Annotated in this window: 13 protein-coding genes and 1 pseudogene; 5 read left to right on the forward strand and 9 right to left on the reverse strand. The window is 62.5% G+C overall.

Annotation, left to right across the window (positions count from 1 at the left end; all coding sequences use genetic code 11):
• Window positions 1-15 precede the first annotated feature (15 nt).
• The 4 genes from ABNU55_RS10980 to ABNU55_RS10995 form a co-directional block, all read right to left on the reverse strand.
• Window positions 16-369 carry a biotin/lipoyl-binding protein gene (locus ABNU55_RS10980; RefSeq protein WP_290754423.1) on the reverse strand — a complete coding sequence of 118 codons (354 nt, stop codon included), beginning with the start codon at window positions 367-369 and terminating at the stop codon, window positions 16-18.
• A 152-nt stretch (window positions 370-521) separates the two neighbouring features.
• Window positions 522-3,878, reverse strand: a complete 3,357-nt coding sequence (locus ABNU55_RS10985) for an error-prone DNA polymerase (RefSeq protein ID WP_290754422.1) — start codon at window positions 3,876-3,878, stop codon at window positions 522-524.
• Window positions 3,875-5,599, reverse strand: a complete 1,725-nt coding sequence (locus ABNU55_RS10990) for a DNA polymerase Y family protein (RefSeq protein WP_348764360.1) — start codon at window positions 5,597-5,599, stop codon at window positions 3,875-3,877. Before ABNU55_RS10990 ends, ABNU55_RS10985 begins: the two co-directional genes overlap by 4 nt.
• The gene (locus ABNU55_RS10995) at window positions 5,484-6,227 is read right to left on the reverse strand and encodes a hypothetical protein (protein WP_290754846.1); all 744 of its coding nucleotides are present in this window, start codon (window positions 6,225-6,227) and stop codon (window positions 5,484-5,486) included. Before ABNU55_RS10995 ends, ABNU55_RS10990 begins: the two co-directional genes overlap by 116 nt.
• Window positions 6,228-6,611: 384 nt before the next feature.
• On the opposite strand from ABNU55_RS10995, the gene ABNU55_RS11000 reads away from it, so the two are divergent.
• From ABNU55_RS11000 to ABNU55_RS11020, 5 genes are all read left to right on the forward strand, one after another.
• Entirely contained in the window at window positions 6,612-9,965 is a 3,354-nt protein-coding gene (locus ABNU55_RS11000; RefSeq protein WP_290754844.1) for a transglutaminase family protein, read from the forward strand.
• 3 nt (window positions 9,966-9,968) lie between these two features.
• Complete coding sequence (locus tag ABNU55_RS11005; RefSeq protein ID WP_348764361.1) at window positions 9,969-12,374, forward strand: circularly permuted type 2 ATP-grasp protein; 2,406 nt, start codon at window positions 9,969-9,971, stop codon at window positions 12,372-12,374.
• A 10-nt stretch (window positions 12,375-12,384) separates the two neighbouring features.
• On the forward strand, window positions 12,385-13,266 hold the full coding sequence (locus ABNU55_RS11010; RefSeq protein ID WP_290754841.1) for a transglutaminase family protein: 882 nt from the start codon (window positions 12,385-12,387) through the stop codon (window positions 13,264-13,266).
• Between the two features lie 114 nt (window positions 13,267-13,380).
• Window positions 13,381-14,256, forward strand: coding sequence for a Flp pilus assembly protein CpaB (gene cpaB / locus ABNU55_RS11015; protein WP_290760252.1), 876 nt, complete (start codon window positions 13,381-13,383; stop codon window positions 14,254-14,256).
• A gap of 67 nt (window positions 14,257-14,323) precedes the next feature.
• Window positions 14,324-14,680, forward strand: coding sequence for a hypothetical protein (locus ABNU55_RS11020; protein ID WP_290753566.1), 357 nt, complete (start codon window positions 14,324-14,326; stop codon window positions 14,678-14,680).
• 19 nt (window positions 14,681-14,699) lie between these two features.
• On the opposite strand, the gene ABNU55_RS11025 is transcribed toward ABNU55_RS11020, so the two are convergent.
• The 5 genes and pseudogenes from ABNU55_RS11025 to ABNU55_RS11045 form a co-directional block, all read right to left on the reverse strand.
• Window positions 14,700-15,650, reverse strand: a complete 951-nt coding sequence (locus tag ABNU55_RS11025; RefSeq protein WP_290753568.1) for a type II secretion system F family protein — start codon at window positions 15,648-15,650, stop codon at window positions 14,700-14,702.
• Window positions 15,651-15,655: 5 nt separating this feature from the next.
• Window positions 15,656-16,609 (reverse strand): type II secretion system F family protein, encoded by a 954-nt coding sequence (locus tag ABNU55_RS11030; protein WP_290753570.1) that lies wholly within the window; start codon window positions 16,607-16,609, stop codon window positions 15,656-15,658.
• Complete coding sequence (locus tag ABNU55_RS11035) at window positions 16,610-18,076, reverse strand: CpaF family protein (protein WP_290753573.1); 1,467 nt, start codon at window positions 18,074-18,076, stop codon at window positions 16,610-16,612.
• Window positions 18,077-19,264 (reverse strand): AAA family ATPase, encoded by a 1,188-nt coding sequence (locus ABNU55_RS11040; RefSeq protein ID WP_290753576.1) that lies wholly within the window; start codon window positions 19,262-19,264, stop codon window positions 18,077-18,079. It abuts the gene before it with no gap.
• Between the two features lie 2 nt (window positions 19,265-19,266).
• A pseudogene (locus ABNU55_RS11045) lies at window positions 19,267-19,734 on the reverse strand (secretion system protein); the annotation flags it as partial.

Below are 19,734 nucleotides of genomic sequence, written 5' to 3' on the forward strand. Positions count from 1 at the left end.
TGCTATAGCGGTCAATCAGACGCTGGGCGCCTTGCGGGCCACCTGGGCCTGATCGACGGCGAGTTGTTCTGCGCGCGATTCAAGCCGGACGAGGACCTCGCCCTTTTCGACATGGTCCCCCGAAGTGAAGTTGATCTCGGTGACTTCACCGGAAACTTCGGGCTGGATCGTGGCTGACGCACGTGCGCGGGCCGTGCCGACGGCCTCAATGCGGGTCGTGTCGGTCTCATAGGAGACCTGTGAGGCCTCGACATTTATGTTGCGCGGCTGGCGCGTCGGGGCCTCGCTCTCCTGGCCGCTTTCGCCCTGGCAGGCGACAGCGATGAGGAGCGATGACAGGATCGCAGAGGATAGTTTCAGATATGTCACGCCAGTCCTGTAACCGATTTGGCTCGTTTGCGTCTTTTCTCGCATATGACCCTATCTATAGATTCTGTCGCGGAGATGACGGTTGTATACCCGCGACAAATAGGGCGCAGAGCGATTCTGGCGAGCTTGGGGCGGCAACGCTTACAGTTTGGTCAATGGAAGTCCCGGCTATTGGGAATGATCCGGACATTGCGGGGGTGCGTGTGTACGGTTCGACGTGGTGGGCCGCGCCGGTCCGGGATGGGGCTGACCACCTCGTCGGCATTGGAAAGCACAGCCTTCATCGGGTCTTCAATCGTGGTTTCAGACAATAGGGAAAGGTCAGCCGTGCGGTCGACAAGCTGTTCGGCAACAAGATGGGTGACCCCTTCAGCGCGCTGGATACGCCCTTTCACCAGAATGATCCGCGCGCCCATCACAATGGCGCGGAAGCGCTCGAACACATTCGGCCAGACCACCAGATTGGCAACGCCCGTCTCGTCCTCGATGGTGATGAAGCAGACCCCGCTTGCAGAGCCGGGCCTCTGGCGGACAAGGACAATGCCGGCTGTCTGGGCTCTTGTCCCGTTCGCGAGGTTACAGGCGTCTTTCGTACTCAAGGTCCGCATCGAGCTGTAATGCTCGCGCAGGAAGGACATGGGGTGGGCCTTCAGCGACAGCCGGGTGGTCTGGTAATCCTGAAGCACATGTTCCGACTGCGGCATCCGGGGCAGGGGCGTTGCCGTCTCGCGGCCCTGTTCGGCCGTATCGGCGGCGGCAAAGAGGGGAAGGGTTTTTCCAGCCGCCTCACCGCGCGCTGCCCAGAGCGCCGCCCGCCGGTCGAGTTTCATGGAGCGGAAGGCGTCGGCGGCGGCCAGGGTCTCCATGGCCCGTCGGGAGAGGCCTGTGCGCCGGCGGATGTCTTCGGGCACCTCGAAACCGGGTCCGCGTGCCTTGAGCATTTCTTCCATCTCTTCTTCGCGCAGCCCATCGATCTGCCGGAAGCCGAGACGCACGGCGAGGGGGGGAGGGAGCAGTCCGCTCGCTTCTTCCCGGTCTTTTTCCTCACAAGCGACTGCGCTGGCGCAGGGGCCGGCATCGGGAGATGCCGAATAGCCCCGAGCGGAAAGCCCAGAGGGCTCCAATATATTATCCCAGTCCGACAGGTTCACGTCGGCCGCGCGCACCTCGACGCCATGTTCGCGCGCATCGCGCACGATCTGTGCGGGGGCGTAGAAACCCATGGGCTGGCTATTGAGGAGGGCGGCGCAGAAGACATCCGGATGGTGGCATTTCAGCCAGGAGGAGACGTAGACCAGAAGGGCGAAACTTGCCGCATGGCTTTCGGGAAAGCCGTATTCGCCAAACCCTTTGACCTGATCGAAACAGCGCTGGGCAAAGGCGCGCTCATAGCCGCGATCCACCATGCGTTCGACCATCATCTCTTCATAGTTCTGGATCGTGCCGACCTTCCTGAAGGTCGCCATGGCCCGGCGCAGGCCATTGGCTTCATCGGCAGAGAATTTCGCCGCATCCATGGCAATCTGCATCGCCTGTTCCTGAAAGAGCGGGACGCCATTGGTGCGTTTCAGGATGGTTTCCAACTCGTCTGCCGGGCCCTTGTCGGGGGCAGGGGCGGGATAGGTCACTGTTTCCTGTCCGTTTCGCCGGCGCAGATAGGGGTGGACCATGTCACCCTGTATGGGCCCCGGCCGGACAATCGCGACCTCGATGACAAGGTCATAGAAAACGCGCGGGCGAAGACGCGGCAGCATGTTCATCTGCGCCCGGCTTTCGACCTGGAAAACGCCAAGGCTGTCGCCCTTGCAGAGCATGTCATAGGTCGCCGCATCGTCCTGCGGGATGCTGGCGAGGGTGTAATCGAGCCCCTTGTGCAGGCGCAAAAGGTCGAACGCCTTGCGGATACAGGTCAGCATGCCGAGGGCGAGGACGTCGACCTTCATGATCCCCAGCGCGCTGATATCGTCCTTGTCCCATTCGATGAAGGTGCGCTCCTCCATGGCGGCATTGCCGATGGGAACGGTTTCCACCAGCGGCCCGCGGGTGAGGACAAAGCCGCCGACATGCTGGGAGAGGTGACGCGGAAAGCCGATCAGCTGACGCGTCAGCTGGACCGCGCGCCGGATCACCGGATTGGCCGGGTCGAGACCGGCCTGCCGGATCTGCTTTTCCTTCACGTCAGAGCCAAAACTGCCCCACACCGTGCCCGCCAGCGCCGAGGCAATATCGGCTGAAAGGCCAAGCGCCTTGCAGACTTCACGCACGGCAGAGCGCGGACGGTAGGAAATCACGGTCGCCGTCAGCGCGGCCTTGTGGCGGCCATAGCGGCGATAGACATACTGGATGACTTCCTCGCGCCGCTCATGCTCGAAATCGACATCGATATCGGGTGGTTCCTTTCGTTCCTTGGACAGGAAGCGCTCAAAGAGAAGGCTGGTGATGGACGGATCCACGCTGGTGATGCCAAGGCAGTAACAGACGGCAGAATTGGCCGCAGACCCACGCCCCTGACAGAGAATGTCCTGCTTGCGCGCCCAGTCGACAATGTCGTGGACGGTGATGAAATAGGGCGCGTAGTCGAGCTCCCGTATCAGGCCGAGTTCCTTGGTAATGGCTTTGCGGACCTTGTCCGGAACACCGCCCGGATACCGCCAGTGCGCCCCCGCCCAGGCCAGTGTCTCGATATGCTCCTGAGGCGTCTTGCCCGGCGGCACAGGCTCATCGGGATATTCATAGGCCAGCTCATCCAGCGAAAAGCGGCAGCGTTCGGCAATCTCAAGCGTTCTCCTAAGGGCCGGTTCGAACCCCTTGAAAAGCCGGGCCATTTCTTCTGGCGGCTTGATGTGGCGCTCGGCATTCGCTTCCAGCCGGAAGCCCGCTTCATCGACAGTGCAATGCTCACGGATACAGGTCACGACATCCTGCAGGGGGCGGCGTTCGGCGGCGTGGTAAAGCACATCATTGACGGCCACGATTGGCACCCCGCCGGCCTTGAGACCCAGATCGGCAAGCCGGGCAATCCGCTCCCGGTTCTGGCCCTGGAAGCTGTAGCGCGCGCCAAGATAAAGCCGGTCTCCCCAGCGCGCGCGCAGCCATTCAAGCCGCAGCCTGTAGGTCTCGGCAGGCTGGGGCGGGGGTATGGCGATGAAGACCTGTCCGTCCGAGTGCGCCATCACGTCTTCCAGCGTGATATGGCAGTCGCCTTTTGGCGCCCGGCGCTTGCCCTCCGACAGCAGTCTTGAAAGCCGGCCATACGCCGCCCGGTCCTGCGGATAGGCGATGAGGTCGATTCCTTCGCTCGTGACGAGCCGGGCACCGACGAGAAGGCGCATGTCATGCTCTTTCGCCGCCAGATGCGCGCGCACGACCCCGGCTAGCGTATTCCGGTCGGCGATACCGATTGCGGCAAGACCCAGCCCCCTGGCCTGCGCGACCAGTTCTTCCGGATGGCTTGCGCCGCGCAGGAAGGAGAAATTCGTGGTGACGGCGAGCTCTGTGTAACCGGTCATGCGAACAGCCCGTGCATGAACCAGAGCGGGGCGCCGCCGCGGCCATCCTCATAGAGGCCCTGCCGGAACAGCCAGAAGCGGCGGCCTTCCTCATCCTCGATCCGGTAATAGTCACGGGCGCGCGGCAGATTGGCGACAGGCTCACCTGGGTCGGCCGCTTCCAGGTCTGCACGGATCCTGGCGATGAAGGCGGCGTCCGCGCGCCTGTCGAGTTTGGGGTTCAGCCATTTACGGTCCACGCCTTCAGGACTGGCAGATGGTGGCGGCGGGGCGGTCCATGTCCACCATTCCGGGGCCAGGCGTTCAGGGCCATCCGCGCGGGTGACAGCATGCGGCACGCGCCGCCAGATAAAGCGGAGCGGCGGGCCGTCTGGCACTTCGGCGAGGACCTTTATCTCCTCGGGCGGCTCAATCAGGCGGATCGGTCTTGGTCCGTGAGAGACATGCGGGCCAGCAGGTGCGGGCAGGTGGCCATCAAAGCCTGCCTTTCGCTCGGCCTGTTCGGGCAGGTGGCTTTCATGGGCTTCCGTAATCTGGACGGCCCCTTCGCCGAGCTTTGCCGTGATGCGGTCGGCCAGGGCAGAGAGGAGCACAGGATCGGTCTCGCTCGCGGCAAGATCGCCTGAAAGCGCAGGCGCGCTGGTCTCCATCGGCCCGGTCCGGCGCGCTTCGAGCATGAGGAGGTCGATCCCGAAGCCGGGGTCGATCCTGTCCAGCTTTTCGGAGAATAGGCGCAGGATGTGTTTCGGTGTGCGGACCGGCCTTGCGAGCGTGATGGCAACAGAGCTGACCTCGCCATCGGCCCGGAAGGCATGAAAGCCAAAGGCCCGCGCGCCCTCTCCGATATCTGCGAGCCTGCTGCAAAGATCATCTGCCAGCCATTCAAGCCCGGCCTGAACGCCCTCAGTCGCCAGCAGCAGTTCCGGGCAGGGCAGGCGGGAGACATGCGAAGGTGCCTCGCGCAGCGGTGCCAGCGGTTCATGACGCAGCCCAAGTGCCTGATCGAGTCGCAGGAGAACTGCATCCGCGGCAGACCGCGACTGGAAGCGGCGCCCAAGGGCCTTGCGGTCGATGCCGTAAAGCTGGCCGATCTGGCGCAGGCCGAAGCGTTTGAGGAGGGTTTCGGCCTCTTGCGACAGGCGTAGCGCGCTGATGGGAAGTTCTGTCAGGTCTGCGGCTTCCTCTCCATCGGCAAGAATATGGCCCGGCCAGGCCCGGGCGAGTGCGCTCGCGGCGCCGGGCGTACTGGCAAGGCCCAGCCGGTGCGGGATGGCATTCCTTTCAAGCAGGCTGGCGACGTTTTCCATCATGGCTGGCTCGCCGCCATGCAGATGATCGCAGCCCGTCGTCTCGATCATCAGCCCGTCAGGCCCGTCCAGGGCGACGAGGGGCGAGAGGCGCACCATCCAGTGCCCGAGCCGGGACAAAGCGCGGCTGTCGGCCTCGCGGTCGATGTCTTCATGCATCAGGTCGGGGCAGCGGGCGCGTGCATCGGTAAAGCCAAGACCTGCCGATATGCCGAGCGTTCGGGCAGATGCATTGGCAGCCGCCACGCGCAGGCCGTGCGGGCCATCCTCGACCAGGACGAAAGGCTTGCGGATGGGCTCAGCCGGTCTGTCGCCGGGGCAGGGCCTGGCTGATGTCGATGTCGGCTGGCGCCGGGCGCGCCGCAGGCGTGTGAGCGGCCAGCCCGGAAACCACACGGAGAGATAGCGTTTCATGGTCGAGCTCGATGTTGAAGACACGTCCCGCCATGTGCGGGGCCTGCCGGGACTTCTCCAGAATGGCCTGCCAGCGGCTGGCGCCTGGCGCACGGGCGTCGAAGGCGTTTGGCGCGGAAGGCCGGGAAGCGACACGCCAGCGGGCGGTCGCCGCACTCGCGCCTTCCCGCCGCCAGGGCAGGAGAAGGATAAGGGGGACGCCATGGCGGCTGGCTGCCAGGGTGAGACGCCTCGATGCGGTAAAGTCCAGGGTCTCGATTTCAGCGATGACCAGGCCGACAGCGCCGGAACAGATCGCTTCCTCGCTGGCCCAGAGCGCATCGCCTGGCTTGCGGGTCTCGACCGATATGAGGCCGGTGGGGCAGTCTGAAAGACGGGACAGACCGGCATGGAGAAGGCCGCCATGCTCGCGGGCAAGGCCGAACTGGCGTACCCAGAAAACGGCGCCGGAGGGCGGGCGCGCGGCGGCCAGGGCAAAGCCTGTCATCGCCGCCATGTCGCCATGGCGCGCTTCGCAGATTTCATGCACGCCTTCACGGCCAAGGTTCAGCGGAAAGCTCTGATCGGGCTTTCTGCGTGCCTCACCCAACCGGAAGACGCCGGGGATATCTAGGGCTCTGGACTCCATATGTTCTTATTTTGTTCTAAATATATAGAGTCAAGAACTATCGCTGCCCTCCTGATTTCCTGTCCGGAAAATCTCCGAAGAATCAGGCTGCACTGTCCTCGGGCAATTTCCTGCCAGGAGGATCAGAGCGGCCGTGACCGGCACGGGCCCGCCCTCTTTGCTGCCAGATAATTGGAAAGTCCGGCTCCTTTTACGTCACTGGTTTTCTGTTTGTTGTCGTTTCTGCTCTAGCGCTCCCTTGCAAGAGAGGTCGCCCGGGGAAGGCGCCCGCCTGCCCGGTGGAAAGGCAGGAAGGGGCACAACATTCCGCATCAGGCCTTTCCCGTTCGCGAAACCAGCGCATCTACGCTAAGGAAGACCTCAGTAAGGTAAGGCAGTTTCTTCATGGCCATTCTCGCCAGCATCTATCACCTCACCCATTACAAGTATGACCGGCCGGTCCAGCTGGGTCCGCAGATCATCCGGCTGCGGCCTGCGCCCCAGTCGCGCACGCGGATCGTCTCGCACAGCCTCAAGGTCTCGCCGGGCAAGCATTTTGTGAACCACCAGCAGGACCCTTACGGCAACTGGCTGGCGCGCTTTGTCTTTCCCGAGCCGGTGCGTGAGTTCAAGATCGAGGTCGACCTCATTGCCGACATGACCGTCTACAATCCGTTCGACTTCTTCGTGGAAGAGAGCGCGGACACATGGCCGTTCGAATATTCCGAGGACTATGCGCCTGACCTTGCCATCTATCGCAGACCCGAACGCCTGACCCCTCTGCTCAAGGCTTTCCTCGACACGATCCCGGAAGACCGGATGAATACGGTCGACTTCCTCGTCGATGTGAACCGCCGGGTGGAGCAGGTGGTCGACTATATCGTTCGCCTGGAGCCGGGCGTGCAGGAGCCGGAAGTCACACTGCGCAAGGGCTCCGGTTCGTGCCGGGACTCCTCCTGGCTTCTCGTGCAGGTCCTGCGCCGGCTTGGCTTTGCGGCGCGTTTTGTGTCTGGCTATCTCATCCAGCTCAAACCCGACCTTGTCGCGCTGGATGGTCCGACCGGGACCGATCATGACTTCACCGACCTGCATGCCTGGGTTGAGGCCTATATTCCGGGCGCGGGCTGGATCGGGCTCGACCCGACATCGGGGCTGCTCACCGGCGAAAGCCACATCCCGCTGGCCGCGACGCCGCACTATCGCAACGCCGCGCCGATTTCCGGCGGCTTCAGCGGTGATCCGGAGACCAAGACCGATTTTGATTTCGATATGGAAATCAAGCGGGTGGCCGAACATCCGCGCATTACCAAGCCATTTTCCGATGAGAGCTGGGCCGACCTTGATGCACTGGGTGAAAAGGTCGACAAGGTGCTTGAGGAAGAGGATGTCCGCCTCACCATGGGCGGAGAGCCAACCTTTGTCTCCATCGATGATTTCGAGAGCGCCGAATGGAACACGGCCGCCGTCGGGCCAACCAAGCGCGCGCTTGCCGACAAGTTGATCCGGCGCCTGCGCGACCGGTTCGCGCCGGGCGGCATGCTCCATTACGGACAGGGCAAATGGTATCCGGGTGAAACGCTGCCGCGCTGGACCTTCTCGCTCTACTGGCGCGGCGACGGCAAACCGGTCTGGCGCGATGTGGACCTGATTGCCCCGGAGGGTGAGACGCAGGACGCCACAGCGGACGACGCAAAGGCGATGATGGCCGAAATGGCTGAGGAGCTGGGTCTGGAAGCCGATCTGGTCCAGCCGGCCTATGAGGACCCGGCCGAATGGATCCTGCGTGAAGGCCGCCTGCCGGACAATGTCACGCCGGAAAACTCAAAGCTGAAAGACCCCGAAGAGCGCCAGCGGATCGCGAAAGTATTCGAGCGCGGGCTGACAGAGCCTGTCGCTTTTGTCCTGCCGGTCCAGCGCTGGCAGGCCAAGGCCGCGACGTCGCGCTGGCGGAGTGAGAAATGGTCCTTCCGGCGGGGCAAGCTGTTCCTCGTGCCGGGCGACAGCGCGGCCGGCTATCGTCTGCCGCTTGAGGCTCTGCCGCATCTTGCGCCTTCAATTTATCCCTATCTCCACGTCGCCGACCCGGCGGAGCCGCGCGGACCGCTGCCCGAGTTCTCAATTGGCGAAGCGGTCGAACAGCGCGAGACCGAAGCTGGCGCGCGCCAGACTGTGTCGAGCCGGACGGAGGCCGCAAAGGGCCAGGATGTCCGTCAGCAGCAGATGACCCCGCAGGAGGGGGCGAGCGTGCGCACTGCGCTCAGCGTGGAAGTGCGCGATGGCCATCTCTGCGTTTTCATCCCGCCGACCGAAGCGCTTGAGGACTATCTGGAGCTTGTCGCCGTCGCCGAGAAGGCGGCGAAAGGCGTCGGCCAGCCGGTTCATATCGAAGGCTATGCCCCACCGCCGGATGAGCGCCTCAACGTGATCCGTGTGGCGCCCGATCCAGGCGTCATCGAGGTCAATATTCACCCGGCGCATAACTGGGAAGAATGCGTCGCGACGACCGAGGCCATCTATGAAGAGGCCCGCCAGACACGTCTTGGCACCGACAAGTTCATGATTGACGGGCGTCATACCGGCACCGGCGGGGGCAACCATGTCGTCGTGGGCGGGGCCAATGTGAATGACAGCCCGTTCCTGCGCCGTCCGGACCTTCTGAAAAGCCTGATCCTTCACTGGCAGCGCCATCCAAGCCTGTCCTACCTGTTCTCCGGCCTGTTCGTCGGCCCGACCAGTCAGGCCCCGCGCATCGACGAAGCGCGCAATGACACGCTCTATGAGCTGGAAATCGCGCTGTCGCAGATTCCGATGCCGGGCGAGGGGAGTGTGCCGCCCTGGCTGCTCGACCGCTTGCTGCGCAATGCGCTGATCGATGTGACGGGTAATACGCACCGCACCGAAATCTGCATCGACAAGCTGTTCTCCCCGGATGGCCCGACGGGGCGGCTTGGCCTTGTGGAGTTCCGCGCTTTCGAGATGCCGCCCAATGCGCGCATGAGCCTTGCCCAGCAGCTGCTGATCCGCGCGCTCATCGCACGCTTCTGGCAGAGCCCGCTGACGGGTACCCCGATCCGGTGGGGCACGCGGCTGCATGACCGGTTCATGCTGCCGGAATTTGTCTGGCAGGACTTCATGGACGTGCTGGACGATCTCAAGGGCCATGGGTTCGACCTCAAGCCTGAATGGTATGAGGCCCAGTTCGAGTTCCGCTTCCCGTTCTGCGGTGAGGTCAGCTATGAGGGCACCACGCTGGAACTGCGTCAGGCCATCGAGCCATGGCACGTCCTTGGCGAGACAGGGGCGATTGGCGGAACCGTTCGGTATACGGACAGTTCGGCTGAGCGGCTTCAGGTGAAACTTACCTCCGGTGCGCCGGGCCGGTTCGCTGTGACGTGCAATGGACGGCAGATGCCGCTGACACAGTCTGCCGGGAGTGCGAGCGAAGTCGCGGGTGTCCGCTACAAGGCATGGGCGCCGCCAGAGTCGCTGCATCCGACCCTGCCGGTGAACACGCCGCTCACTTTCGATATTTTCGACACGTGGAGCGGACATGCGGTTGGCGGCTGCGTCTATCACGTCGCTCATCCGGGCGGGCGCAATTACGAGACCTTCCCGGTCAATTCCAATGAGGCAGAGGCGCGCCGTCTGGCCCGGTTCGAGCCGCATGGCCACAAGCCGGGGAGCTATATGCCGGAGGCCGAGCGTATGCATCCAGAGTTTCCGCTGACCCTCGACTTGCGCAGGCCGCAGGGCATCTAGACCATGCCCCGGCCCAGCAAGGCAGCTGAAGACACCCGTTCAAGGCTGCTCTCTCATTACAGGCCAGTCGATGGTGTTCCAGACGAGCTCATGGACGGGCAGGGCCGTATCCGGCCCGTGTGGCAGCGCTTTATCGATCATCTCTCGGAGCAGGATGGCGACAAGCTCAGCCTGATGTTTGCGCGTGGCGACGCGTATCTGCGCAATTCAGGCGTCTTTCTGCGTCAGTATACGGAGGACCGTGCAGCAGAACGTCCCTGGCCGCTCAGCCACGTCCCGGTGCTGATCGATGGAAAGGAATGGGAGACCATCGCCGGCGCCTTGAAGCAGCGCGCAGACCTCCTCGAAAGGGTGGCCGCCGATCTTTACGGAGAAAACCGCCTGGTCGCCGAAGGGGCGCTGCCCGGTGAGTTGATCGCGCAAAGTTCCGAGTGGATCAGACCCCTCGTGGGCGTCAAGCCGCGCGGCGGGCATTATCTCAACTTCATTGCATTCGAGATCAGCCGTGGTCCGGACGGGACATGGTGGGTGCTGAATGACCGCACGCAGGCCCCGTCTGGCGCAGGCTATGCGCTGGAAACGCGGGTCGCGACCTCGCGTATCTATGCCGAACATTATGCGCAGGCGCGCGTGCATAGATTGTCGAACTTCTTCTCGGAGTTTCGGACAGCCCTGCTGAACATGCGCTCGGACCCCGACAATCATGTTGCGATCCTGACGCCCGGCCCGTTCAGTGAGACCTATTTCGAACAGTCCTATATCGCGCGCTATCTCGGCCTCCTTCTGGTGGAGGGCGAGGACCTTACCGTCAAACAGGGGCAAGTCTTTGTGCGGACGGTTTCAGGGCTGCAGCCGGTCGATGTCCTCTGGCGGCGGCTCGACACGCTCTATGCCGATCCGCTCGAACTCGACGAGACCTCGCAGATCGGGACCGCCGGCCTTGTCGGTGCCATCCGGCGCGGTTCTGTCTCTGTGGTGAATGCGCTTGGCGCAGGTGTGCTGGAATCGCGGGCGCTGCTCGCCTTCCTCCCGCGTATTTCCAGAGCACTCGCAGGCGGACCGCTTGCCATGCCGAACATCGCGACATGGTGGTGCGGCCAGCCGGCAGAGCGCAGCCATGTCCTCTCACGCCTTGAGGCCATGATGCTGGCGCCGGCGCTTTCGACGCGGCAGATGTTCGATCCCGAGGAGTCTTCCCTCATGGGCAGCCAGCTGCGCCGGCAGGGCCTCGACTATGCCCGCCATCTGGTTGAGACCGAGGGGGATATGCTGGTGGGACAGGAGGCGGTTTCCTTCTCGACCTCGCCCGCCTGGGTCGATGGCAAGCTTGTGCCGCGTCCGATGAGCCTCCGCGTCTTCATGGTGCGCACCGCTTCGGGATGGTCGGTCATGCCCGGCGGCTTTGCGCGCATTGGATCGGATGAGGCCGCGCCGGTTTTCAGCATGCAGTCCGGTAGTTCGGTCGCCGATGTCTGGATTGTCAGCGACGAGCCTGTCGATACCGTGACCCATCTCGCCAGCGGGCAGGCCCGTGCGCCGCGCGCCAAGCAGGGGGCGCTGCCGAGCAAGGCGGCTGAGAACCTGTTCTGGCTGGCACGTTATATGGAGCGCGCAGAGAGCTTTACCCGGCTCAACCGCGCGCGCCATGAAAGCCTGGCGGATGCGGCATCTCCCCAGTCGCCGCTTCTGTCTTATCTGACCCGCTATACCGCTTTTATCGGGCTCCATACTGAAGTGGCGATACCGCCCGCTCTGGCGACAGCGATCCGCTCGGCCATGCGTGCCGCAGCCAGTGTACGCGACCGTCTGTCCCCAGATGGATGGGCGGCCATTGTCCAGCTCAGCGACAGGCTGGATGATGCGCTCGAAAGCCGTCTGATGCCGGGCGACGACGCATCCCGCGAAATGGGAGTGCTGTTACGTCAGTCGAGCGCCTTCACCGGCCTCCTGCAGGACAATATGTACCGCTTTACCGAATGGCGCTTTCTCAGCCTCGGGCGCTCCATTGAGCGTATCATGGCGCTGGCATCGGCACTGGCGAGTTTTCTGGCGGAAGACGCGCCACTCGGCAGTCTCGATCTCGCGCTTGAATATGCCGACAGTTCGATTTCCCATCGGCGCCGCTATGGCTTTCAGGCGAGCCGCGCCTCCGTCATCGAGCTTCTTGCGTTGGATGAGCTCAATCCGCGTTCCCTCATTTTCCATCTGACGGAGCTTGAAACCCAGATGACGCCAATTGCGGAGCTGAAAAATACGCCGGCGAGCCGCGAGCTGCTGAAGCAGGTGGGGGCGGTTCGCCGCGCCTTCGCAGGGATGGCGCCAGAGGGGATCGACACAGCCTATCTCGCCGATTTCCGGAGCCGGATCGCTCGCCTCTCCGATAATATCACTGTCATCTATCTGACCTGAGGCTGCCAGCGTGCTTTACGATATCCACCTCAAGATCGCCTATATCTATGACGCACCGGTTCTCACCGGCCGTCATCTGGTCCATCTCTGGCCGCCGCATGTTGCCGGTATCCAGGAGATTTCGAATGCCGCGCTGACTTTCCTTCCGGAGCCTGCCGAACAGAGCGGGTTTCGCGATTATTTCGGTAACTGGACCAGCGAGGTCGTTTTCGAGGAAGCCCACCGCCAGTTCGAGGCGGTGCTTTCGGCCCGCGTGAACCGGCATGAGGCGCCCAGGGAAAGCGGCGCCTCGATCGATTTCGATCGGTTGAAACCCGCTCTCAACGCAGTGCGCAGCCTTGCGCCTGACTCGCCGCTTCATTTCCTCGGCACGACGCCCCGCGTGCGCCCCAATCTCGTTTTGCAGGATTATGTCAGCGACCTTGCGCCTGCCGGTGCCACGGTACGCGAGATTGTCCAGCGCCTTGGCGAGCGTCTGCACGAGGACATGACCTTCGATTCTTCGGCCACCTCGGTCGATACGCGCCATGAGGATGCCTTCGCCTCGCGCCGGGGCGTCTGTCAGGATTTCAGCCATATCATGATCGCGGCCCTTCGCAGCGTAGGCATTCCGGCCGGTTATGTCAGCGGTTGTCTTCGGACCGAACCGCCCCCCGGACGCGAGCGTCTGGAAGGCGCCGATGCCATGCACGCCTGGGTGCGCGCCTGGTGCGGGCCGCAGGCAGGGTGGGTCGAATACGATCCGACCAATGCCTGCGATGTGGGCGTCAATCATATCGTGATCGGCTATGGGCGGGACTATGCGGATGTCTCTCCGGTCAAGGGCGTCCTGCGCTCTGCCTCGGGGCAGGCCGGCTCGCAGGCTGTCGATGTCGTGCCGGTCCAGGTCTGATACGGGAAACTATGGTTAAGCGGGCCTTTGAAATGCGCCGCACCTGTTTGCCGAAGACTTAAATAGCGGGCCGGTAGAAAGGCAGTCAAAGACCTGTCTGGAGATCTGCCCGCGATGAAGATGTCGCCTGTTATATCGCTTGTTTTGTCCCTCGTTTTCGCCGGCGCCGCCGTTCTGGGGGCACGTCTCTGGCTTGGCGGAAACAATGAGGATGAGCCTGTCGCAGCCTCCACCGAGCCCGAGCCGGTGGTTATCGAAACGCGCGATGTTCTGGTCGCTGTCCGCGATATTCCGCGCGGCGTGCCACTCGACCCGGCCTGGTTCGACGCTGAGCCGATCCCCGTGGATGATATCCCGCGAGGGGCGTTTGAAAGCCGCAGTGAACTTGAAGAGACTGGCCTTGAGCGCCCGACGCTGATCGAGATCGCCAGCGGGGAGGTCCTGTCAGAGAAGATGCTGCTGGCTGCGGGTATGCGCGCCTCGCTCTCCTCGAAGATCCGGCCCGGCATGCGCGCCTTTACCGTCCAGATGGATAATGTTGCCGGTGTGGCGGGCTTCGTCCTGCCGGGTGATACGGTGGATGTGCTCTATATCGCCAATGGCGGAGAGGGCATCGTCGATGATCAGCCCGTGCGCTCGCAAGGGGCGGCCTCTGAGGTCCTCCTGCAGAACATTGAGGTGATGGCCGTCGACCTCAATGATGACCTGACCGGAAATGAGCCTTCCACCTTCCGCACCGCGACGCTGGCTGTCACGCTGGAAGAGGCCCAGACGCTTTCCGTCGCGGCCAAGTCCGGCACGCTTCTGCTTGCCCTCAGAGGCAGTGCTGACGATGCCTATGAACAGGCCGAAGCGGTTCGTCTGCGGCCAGACCCGCGGCCCCGTCCGGTCGCCGCCGCGCCAGCCGCGCCCCGCCAGCCATCCGGGGCCCAGATTGCCGTCATCATGGGCAATCAGGAGGCCACGGTACAGGTGCCGAAAAGCGAATAATCGGCGCCGCTCTCTTGCGCATATGCCGCCTTTAGGGTTTCATTAACGTCTTGCTCGAGAGGCGCGTATGAACCCGGTCTCCCTTCTATTTCTCGGTCTTGGTGTGATCGTTCTTGTCTCGGTCATCAATGCGGTATGGCAGGCCGAGCGGCGCCATCGCGGGCCTGAGACCGGCAATTGTGACGAGCCTGGCAGGAAAAATGGAAAAAGAGTGGCCGCGCCCGCAACGGCTTCTGCCTATCACCCGATTACAGAGCCCGCGCTTTCTCATCCTCTGGCGAAGGCCTCCCATAAGGACCTGCGCCCGTCGCATGAAGCGGCTTCGCCAATAGCGCAGACCGGGCGGAGCCGGGACGAGCCGCACGGCCGCTATGTCGCTTTCGTGCAGTATACAGAGCTGACCATTATCCGCCGCCGCGCCTGAAACGTGTCGCCTGTAGCCATCAGGTCGCGGCCATGACCTCCATCATTCGCACGACGGCTGGCAGCATGAGCACGGTCAGCAGCGACGGAAAGACAAACAGGATCAGAGGCACAACAAGCTTTGCGGGCAGGGCCAGCGCCTTCTCCTCTGCATAGAGCATCCGCTTTTCACGCATGTCGATGGCAAAGACACGCAATGTCTCGCCGACACTTGTGCCAAGTTCTTCTGACTGTCTGAGCATGGTGGCGAGTGCGCGCGCCTCATCGAGGCCCAGCCTGTCGGCAAAATTCCTCCAGGCTTCGGTGCGCGCCCGCCCGGCGCGGGTCTCGAGATTCATGATCTTCAGATGGTCGGCAAGGTTCGGATAGCGCTGGGCCAGTTCCTCCGCAACGCGCTGCACGGCGCCATCCAGGCTGAGCCCCGCTTCCACGCAGGCGACCAGCAGATCCATCATGTCGGGAAAGCCCTCTCTATACTGATCTTCAAGCTGGGAGAGCTTCTTGTCCAGCATGAAGGAGGGCGCGACGAAACAGATCACAGCAAGTCCGCCTGAGGCCAGCATCAGGGCGTTGCCGGGCAGGGCGTCGCCATAGATCGGCCAGGTCAAAAGCAGAATAATTTGCGGAACAATCAGGGCGATGAACCGGATTCCGATAAAAATATAAGGGGCTGTCTTGGAGTAGTAGCCCGCCTTGAACAGTCTTGCCCGCAGCTTGCCAAGGGATTCGGAATTGGGATCGGAGAAGCGGCGCCCGATCTTCTCCATCAGCTGGTCGCGTTGCTGGCTGGCATTGCGCGACTGCGGGCGGCTTTTCTTCGCTGCATCGCTTGCAAGCCGCTCGGCCATTTTCCGGCGCATCTTCAAGGCGTGCGCCAGTTTGGCGCCGAGCACACCTACCGCGGCCAGCGTGACGATGGCCAGAATCAGGAAAAGTGCGAGATTATTGGAAAGGAGCTGATTGATGAACACGGCGCCTAGACCTTGAAGTTGATCATCTTGCGCATGATGAGATTACCAAGCGCCATCCAGACAAGGCAGGCGCCAAGCCCATACTGGACCAGTTTTTCATGGATCACGCTGCCATAGAATTCAGGCGTGAGCAGGTGCATCCCGGTCATGACGATAAAAGGCGCCGCGGTGAGGATCATGGCAGAGGCGCGCCCTTCGGAAGAGGCCGCCTTGACCTTGAGGCGCATCTTCTGCCGGGCCCTGACCGTCGAGGCATTCACCTTGAGGAGCCCGGCCAGATTGCCGCCGGTGCGCGCCTGGAGACGGACAGTGGCGGCGAAAAGCTCGACATCCGGCTGCTCGGTGCGCTCGGCCAGCTTCTTGACGGCTTCTTCAAGGCTTGAGCCATAGGCAATTTCATCGGCGGCCATGCCGAATTCGGAGCCGATTGGGTCTGGCATCTCGCGCCCAACCAGTGAGACGGCGGTCGGCACGGGATGACCTGCCTCGAGGCTACGTACAATGATCTCAAGCGCATCGGGAAGCTGTTCACCAAGTTTCCGGTCGCGCGCGCCAGCCTTCATCTTGAGGAACATGATGGGGAGGACAGTCGAGGCGAGGAGGCCTGCAGCGAGGGCCAGAAGCACATTGCCCGTGAAGTAGACTGAGGCTCCGGCAGCAGCAATGCCGAGGCCGAGGGCGATCAGTGCCCACAGGACCGGTTGATAGGTGAGGCCTGACCGGGTGACGAGATCGTTGAACCAGGCCAGCGAAAGGCGCCCCCGACCATCTGCATCCTGTCCGCGCTGGCGGCGCAGCTCAACGATGAGGTCGGCAACGCTCGACTGGCGTTCCTGGACGCGCAGACGCCGGTTGAGCTTTGCTGTCTTCACCGCGTCCTGGCCGAAGCCCAGCACCGATTGCGCAGCCAGAAAGGCCGAGGCAAAGGCAAGTACGTAGATGACGACCGATGTCTCCATCTATTTCCCCGGCACTTCGAGAAGCGGTTTACCCGGATCGAAATACTCCATCGGCAGCTGGACGCCCCGGCGCTGCATCTCGTCGAGGCATTTCGGGCGAAGGCCCGTAGCCCGGAACTCGCCGACCACCGTGCCATCTTCGGCCGTTCGAAGCCGGTTGAAGAGGAAGATGTCCTGCATCTGGATGACGTCGCCTTCCATGCCGGTCACTTCGGTCACGTGGGTGATCCGGCGCGAGCCATCGGACAGACGCTGGGCCTGAATGATGATGCCGATAGCCGAGGAAATCTGGCCACGGACGGCTTCCGATGAAATGCGGAGCCCGCCCATCGCCACCATCTGTTCAAGCCGGCTGATCGCTTCGCGTGGATTGTTGGCGTGAATGGTCGCCATGGAGCCTTCGTGGCCGGTATTCATGGCCTGAAGCATGTCGAAGGCTTCTTCAGAGCGCACCTCGCCAAGGATCACCCGGTCGGGGCGCATCCGCAGGGCGTTCTTAACAAGCTCGCGCTGGCGGATTTCCCCCTTGCCCTCAAGGTTCGGCGGACGTGTCTCCATACGCGCAACATGAGGCTGCTGGAGCTGAAGTTCGGCCGCGTCCTCGATTGTGATGAGACGTTCCTTGTGGCTGATCGCCTTGGAGAGGGCGTTGAGAAGTGTTGTCTTGCCGGAGCCGGTACCGCCGGAGATAATGCAGGTCACACGGCATTTGACGGCGTTGAAGAGAAATTCGGCCACCTCTTTCGGCATGGCGCCGAAGCCGATCAGCTTCTCCAGCGTGAGCGGCTTCTTGGAGAATTTCCGTATAGAGACAAGTGGGCCATCAATGGCAACCGGCTCAACGGCGGCGTTGACGCGGGAGCCGTCCAGCAGTCGCGCATCCACGAGAGGCTGGCTTTCATCCACTCGGCGCCCGACCGCGGAGACAATCCGGGATACGATCCGGCGAAGGTGTGCATTGTCGCGGAACTTGGCTTCGGAAAGCTCAAGCTCGCCGCGCCGCTCGACATAGACCTGTTTGGCGCCATTGATGAGAATATCGGAGATGCTGGGGTCGGCCAGAAGTGGCTCGAGCGGTCCGAGGCCGGTCATCTCATGATAGACGGAATCGGCAAATTCCAGCACTTCGGCCTGGTTCATCGGGATACGCTCATCCCGGACGATTTCAGAGACAAGCCGGCCCACCTGTTTCTTGATCTCCGCCTCGCCCAGCTTGTCGAGGACAGACAGGTCGATTTCATCGATCAGCTTGTTGTGGACCCGGAGCTTGGCTTCCAGGTGGTCGAACGAGGCGGGCTCGTCCGTCTTCTGGTCATCCGTCTCAGCTTTATCGGCATCGTCCGCTTCAAAGGTTGGAAGGTCCTTTTCTTCCAGCGGGTCTGCGCTCTTTTTAACGGCCGTCTCTTCTGGCTCAGGACCAGTATCCTTGGACGGGGTGGATCGCGAAAGCAGGGAAAAGCGGGCCATCTAGGCGTTCTTTCGATTGGGGGCGGGCGGTGTTGTCGCGGTCTCATCGCTTTCGAGCATGTCGATGATATTCGCGATGTCCTTGGAAATCCGGTTGCCCGGCTTTGCTTCGCTGACCGCCTGGCCGAAGTTCACCGCAGCCAGGGCGGCTTCCCATTCAGAGGAGATGGTGGCGAAGACCGGCCTGCCAATGGCTTCCTCGGCCTGTGAGACAGTGACCGTCTTGCCGAAGATTTTCTTCGACATCCGGTTCAGGACGATGCGTGGCTTGGCAATGCCTTCAGACACATCCTCCAGCTCCTCGGTCCGGTTACGGGCAGCGTGCAGCGCCGGCACGGTCAGCTCGCTCATCACGATATTCTCGTCCGATCCGGTGACGACGGGGGAGGTCCATGGCGACGGCCAGCGCGGCAGGTCGATGATTACATAGTCATAGAGCGTGCAGGCAATCTCCAGCATCTTGAGAATGGCTTCGGGCTTGATCGCATTCCACAGCCGGTTTGACCGGGGCGATGCCAGAAGGTGAAGGCCATTCTTGTGATGGGTAATGAAAGCCTGCAGCAGCGCCGCATCGATCCTGTCGGGTGACTGAGTGAGGGCGCTCTGATTGAGGTTTGCCGGGCAGTTGAGATAGGAGGCGCACGCCCCATCAAAGAAATTGAGATCGACGAGGCAGACCTTGTTATGCTTTTCGCGCTGGCTGAGCTGATAGGCGATCTCCACCGCCACCAGTGTTGCGCCTGCGCCGCCCACTGAAGGCGTGACGGTCCAGCATTTGCCGGACGGTCCATCGCCTGGCACGCGGTCCTCGCGGCAGATCATTTCGAGCGTTTCGCCCAGGGCCTGCTGTGTCACGGGCGGCTGGAGCATGTCCCAGCGCGACAGCGACATCAGCCGCTTGACCGCAAGCACCGGCACATTCTCGCCAATAATCAGGCCGGGAAGGGAAGGGGAGGTTTCAGCAACCTGGATAAGAAATTCAACAAGGTCGAAAGAGGCGGAATTCTCAATGACGACCACACCGCCACGTTCCGCACGTGCCGCTTCCAGCGCTGCGTAAGCGTCCGGATGTGTGCTCACCGTCACGTTGCCAAGCTTGTCTGCGCATTCGGATATCTGCGCAGCGGTCTCCGGCGCACAGATGTGCAGGCGGATCGGCCCCACCAATTGAAGCGGCTGAGCAGTCATGCCTAATTGCCCTCCGTGCCGGGAACATATCCAAGATCGGGGCGGCTTTTCGGGGCAGCGGAGACCGGTGCCCCGGTGACAGCTTGTGAGGGTGGGGGCGTGTCAGGCTGCGGTGCGAGGTGGCCGAGAAGAATTCTTTCGGCCTCGGACGGCATCTGCGTACCGGTCAGCGGATCAGGAATACGCGTTCCCGCCGGCGCAGGCAGAACGATGCGCGGCGTAATGATGATCACGAGTTCGGTCTCATTTTCACGGAAGCGATTGGACCGGAAGAGGGCGCCCAGCACGGGTACATCGCCGAGCCACGGCGTCTGCACCGAGGTCGTATCGACCGTATTCTGAATAAGCCCGGCAATGGCGAAGCTCTCGCCATCCGACAGCTCGATGATCGTATTGGCGCGGCGCACGCTAAGAGCCGGTATCTCGACATTGGCCAGACGGACTGAATTGCGCGGATCGAGCTGGCTGAC

The organism is uncultured Henriciella sp. (genome assembly GCF_964005855.1).
Classification (GTDB): Bacteria; Pseudomonadota; Alphaproteobacteria; order Caulobacterales; family Hyphomonadaceae; genus Henriciella.

Excerpts from the sequence above, each read along its gene's own strand:
- ABNU55_RS10985 (WP_290754422.1), bottom strand. The coding sequence starts at position 3,878 with ATGACCGGTTACACAGAGCTCGCCGTCACCACGAATTTCTCCTTCCTG.
- ABNU55_RS10990 (WP_348764360.1), bottom strand. The coding sequence starts at position 5,599 with ATGAAACGCTATCTCTCCGTGTGGTTTCCGGGCTGGCCGCTCACACGC.
- ABNU55_RS10995 (WP_290754846.1), bottom strand. The coding sequence starts at position 6,227 with ATGGAGTCCAGAGCCCTAGATATCCCCGGCGTCTTCCGGTTGGGTGAG.
- ABNU55_RS11000 (WP_290754844.1), top strand. The coding sequence starts at position 6,612 with ATGGCCATTCTCGCCAGCATCTATCACCTCACCCATTACAAGTATGAC.
- ABNU55_RS11005 (WP_348764361.1), top strand. The coding sequence starts at position 9,969 with ATGCCCCGGCCCAGCAAGGCAGCTGAAGACACCCGTTCAAGGCTGCTC.
- cpaB (WP_290760252.1), top strand. The coding sequence starts at position 13,381 with ATGAAGATGTCGCCTGTTATATCGCTTGTTTTGTCCCTCGTTTTCGCC.
- ABNU55_RS11020 (WP_290753566.1), top strand. The coding sequence starts at position 14,324 with ATGAACCCGGTCTCCCTTCTATTTCTCGGTCTTGGTGTGATCGTTCTT.
- ABNU55_RS11030 (WP_290753570.1), bottom strand. The coding sequence starts at position 16,609 with ATGGAGACATCGGTCGTCATCTACGTACTTGCCTTTGCCTCGGCCTTT.
- ABNU55_RS11035 (WP_290753573.1), bottom strand. The coding sequence starts at position 18,076 with ATGGCCCGCTTTTCCCTGCTTTCGCGATCCACCCCGTCCAAGGATACT.
- ABNU55_RS11040 (WP_290753576.1), bottom strand. The coding sequence starts at position 19,264 with ATGACTGCTCAGCCGCTTCAATTGGTGGGGCCGATCCGCCTGCACATC.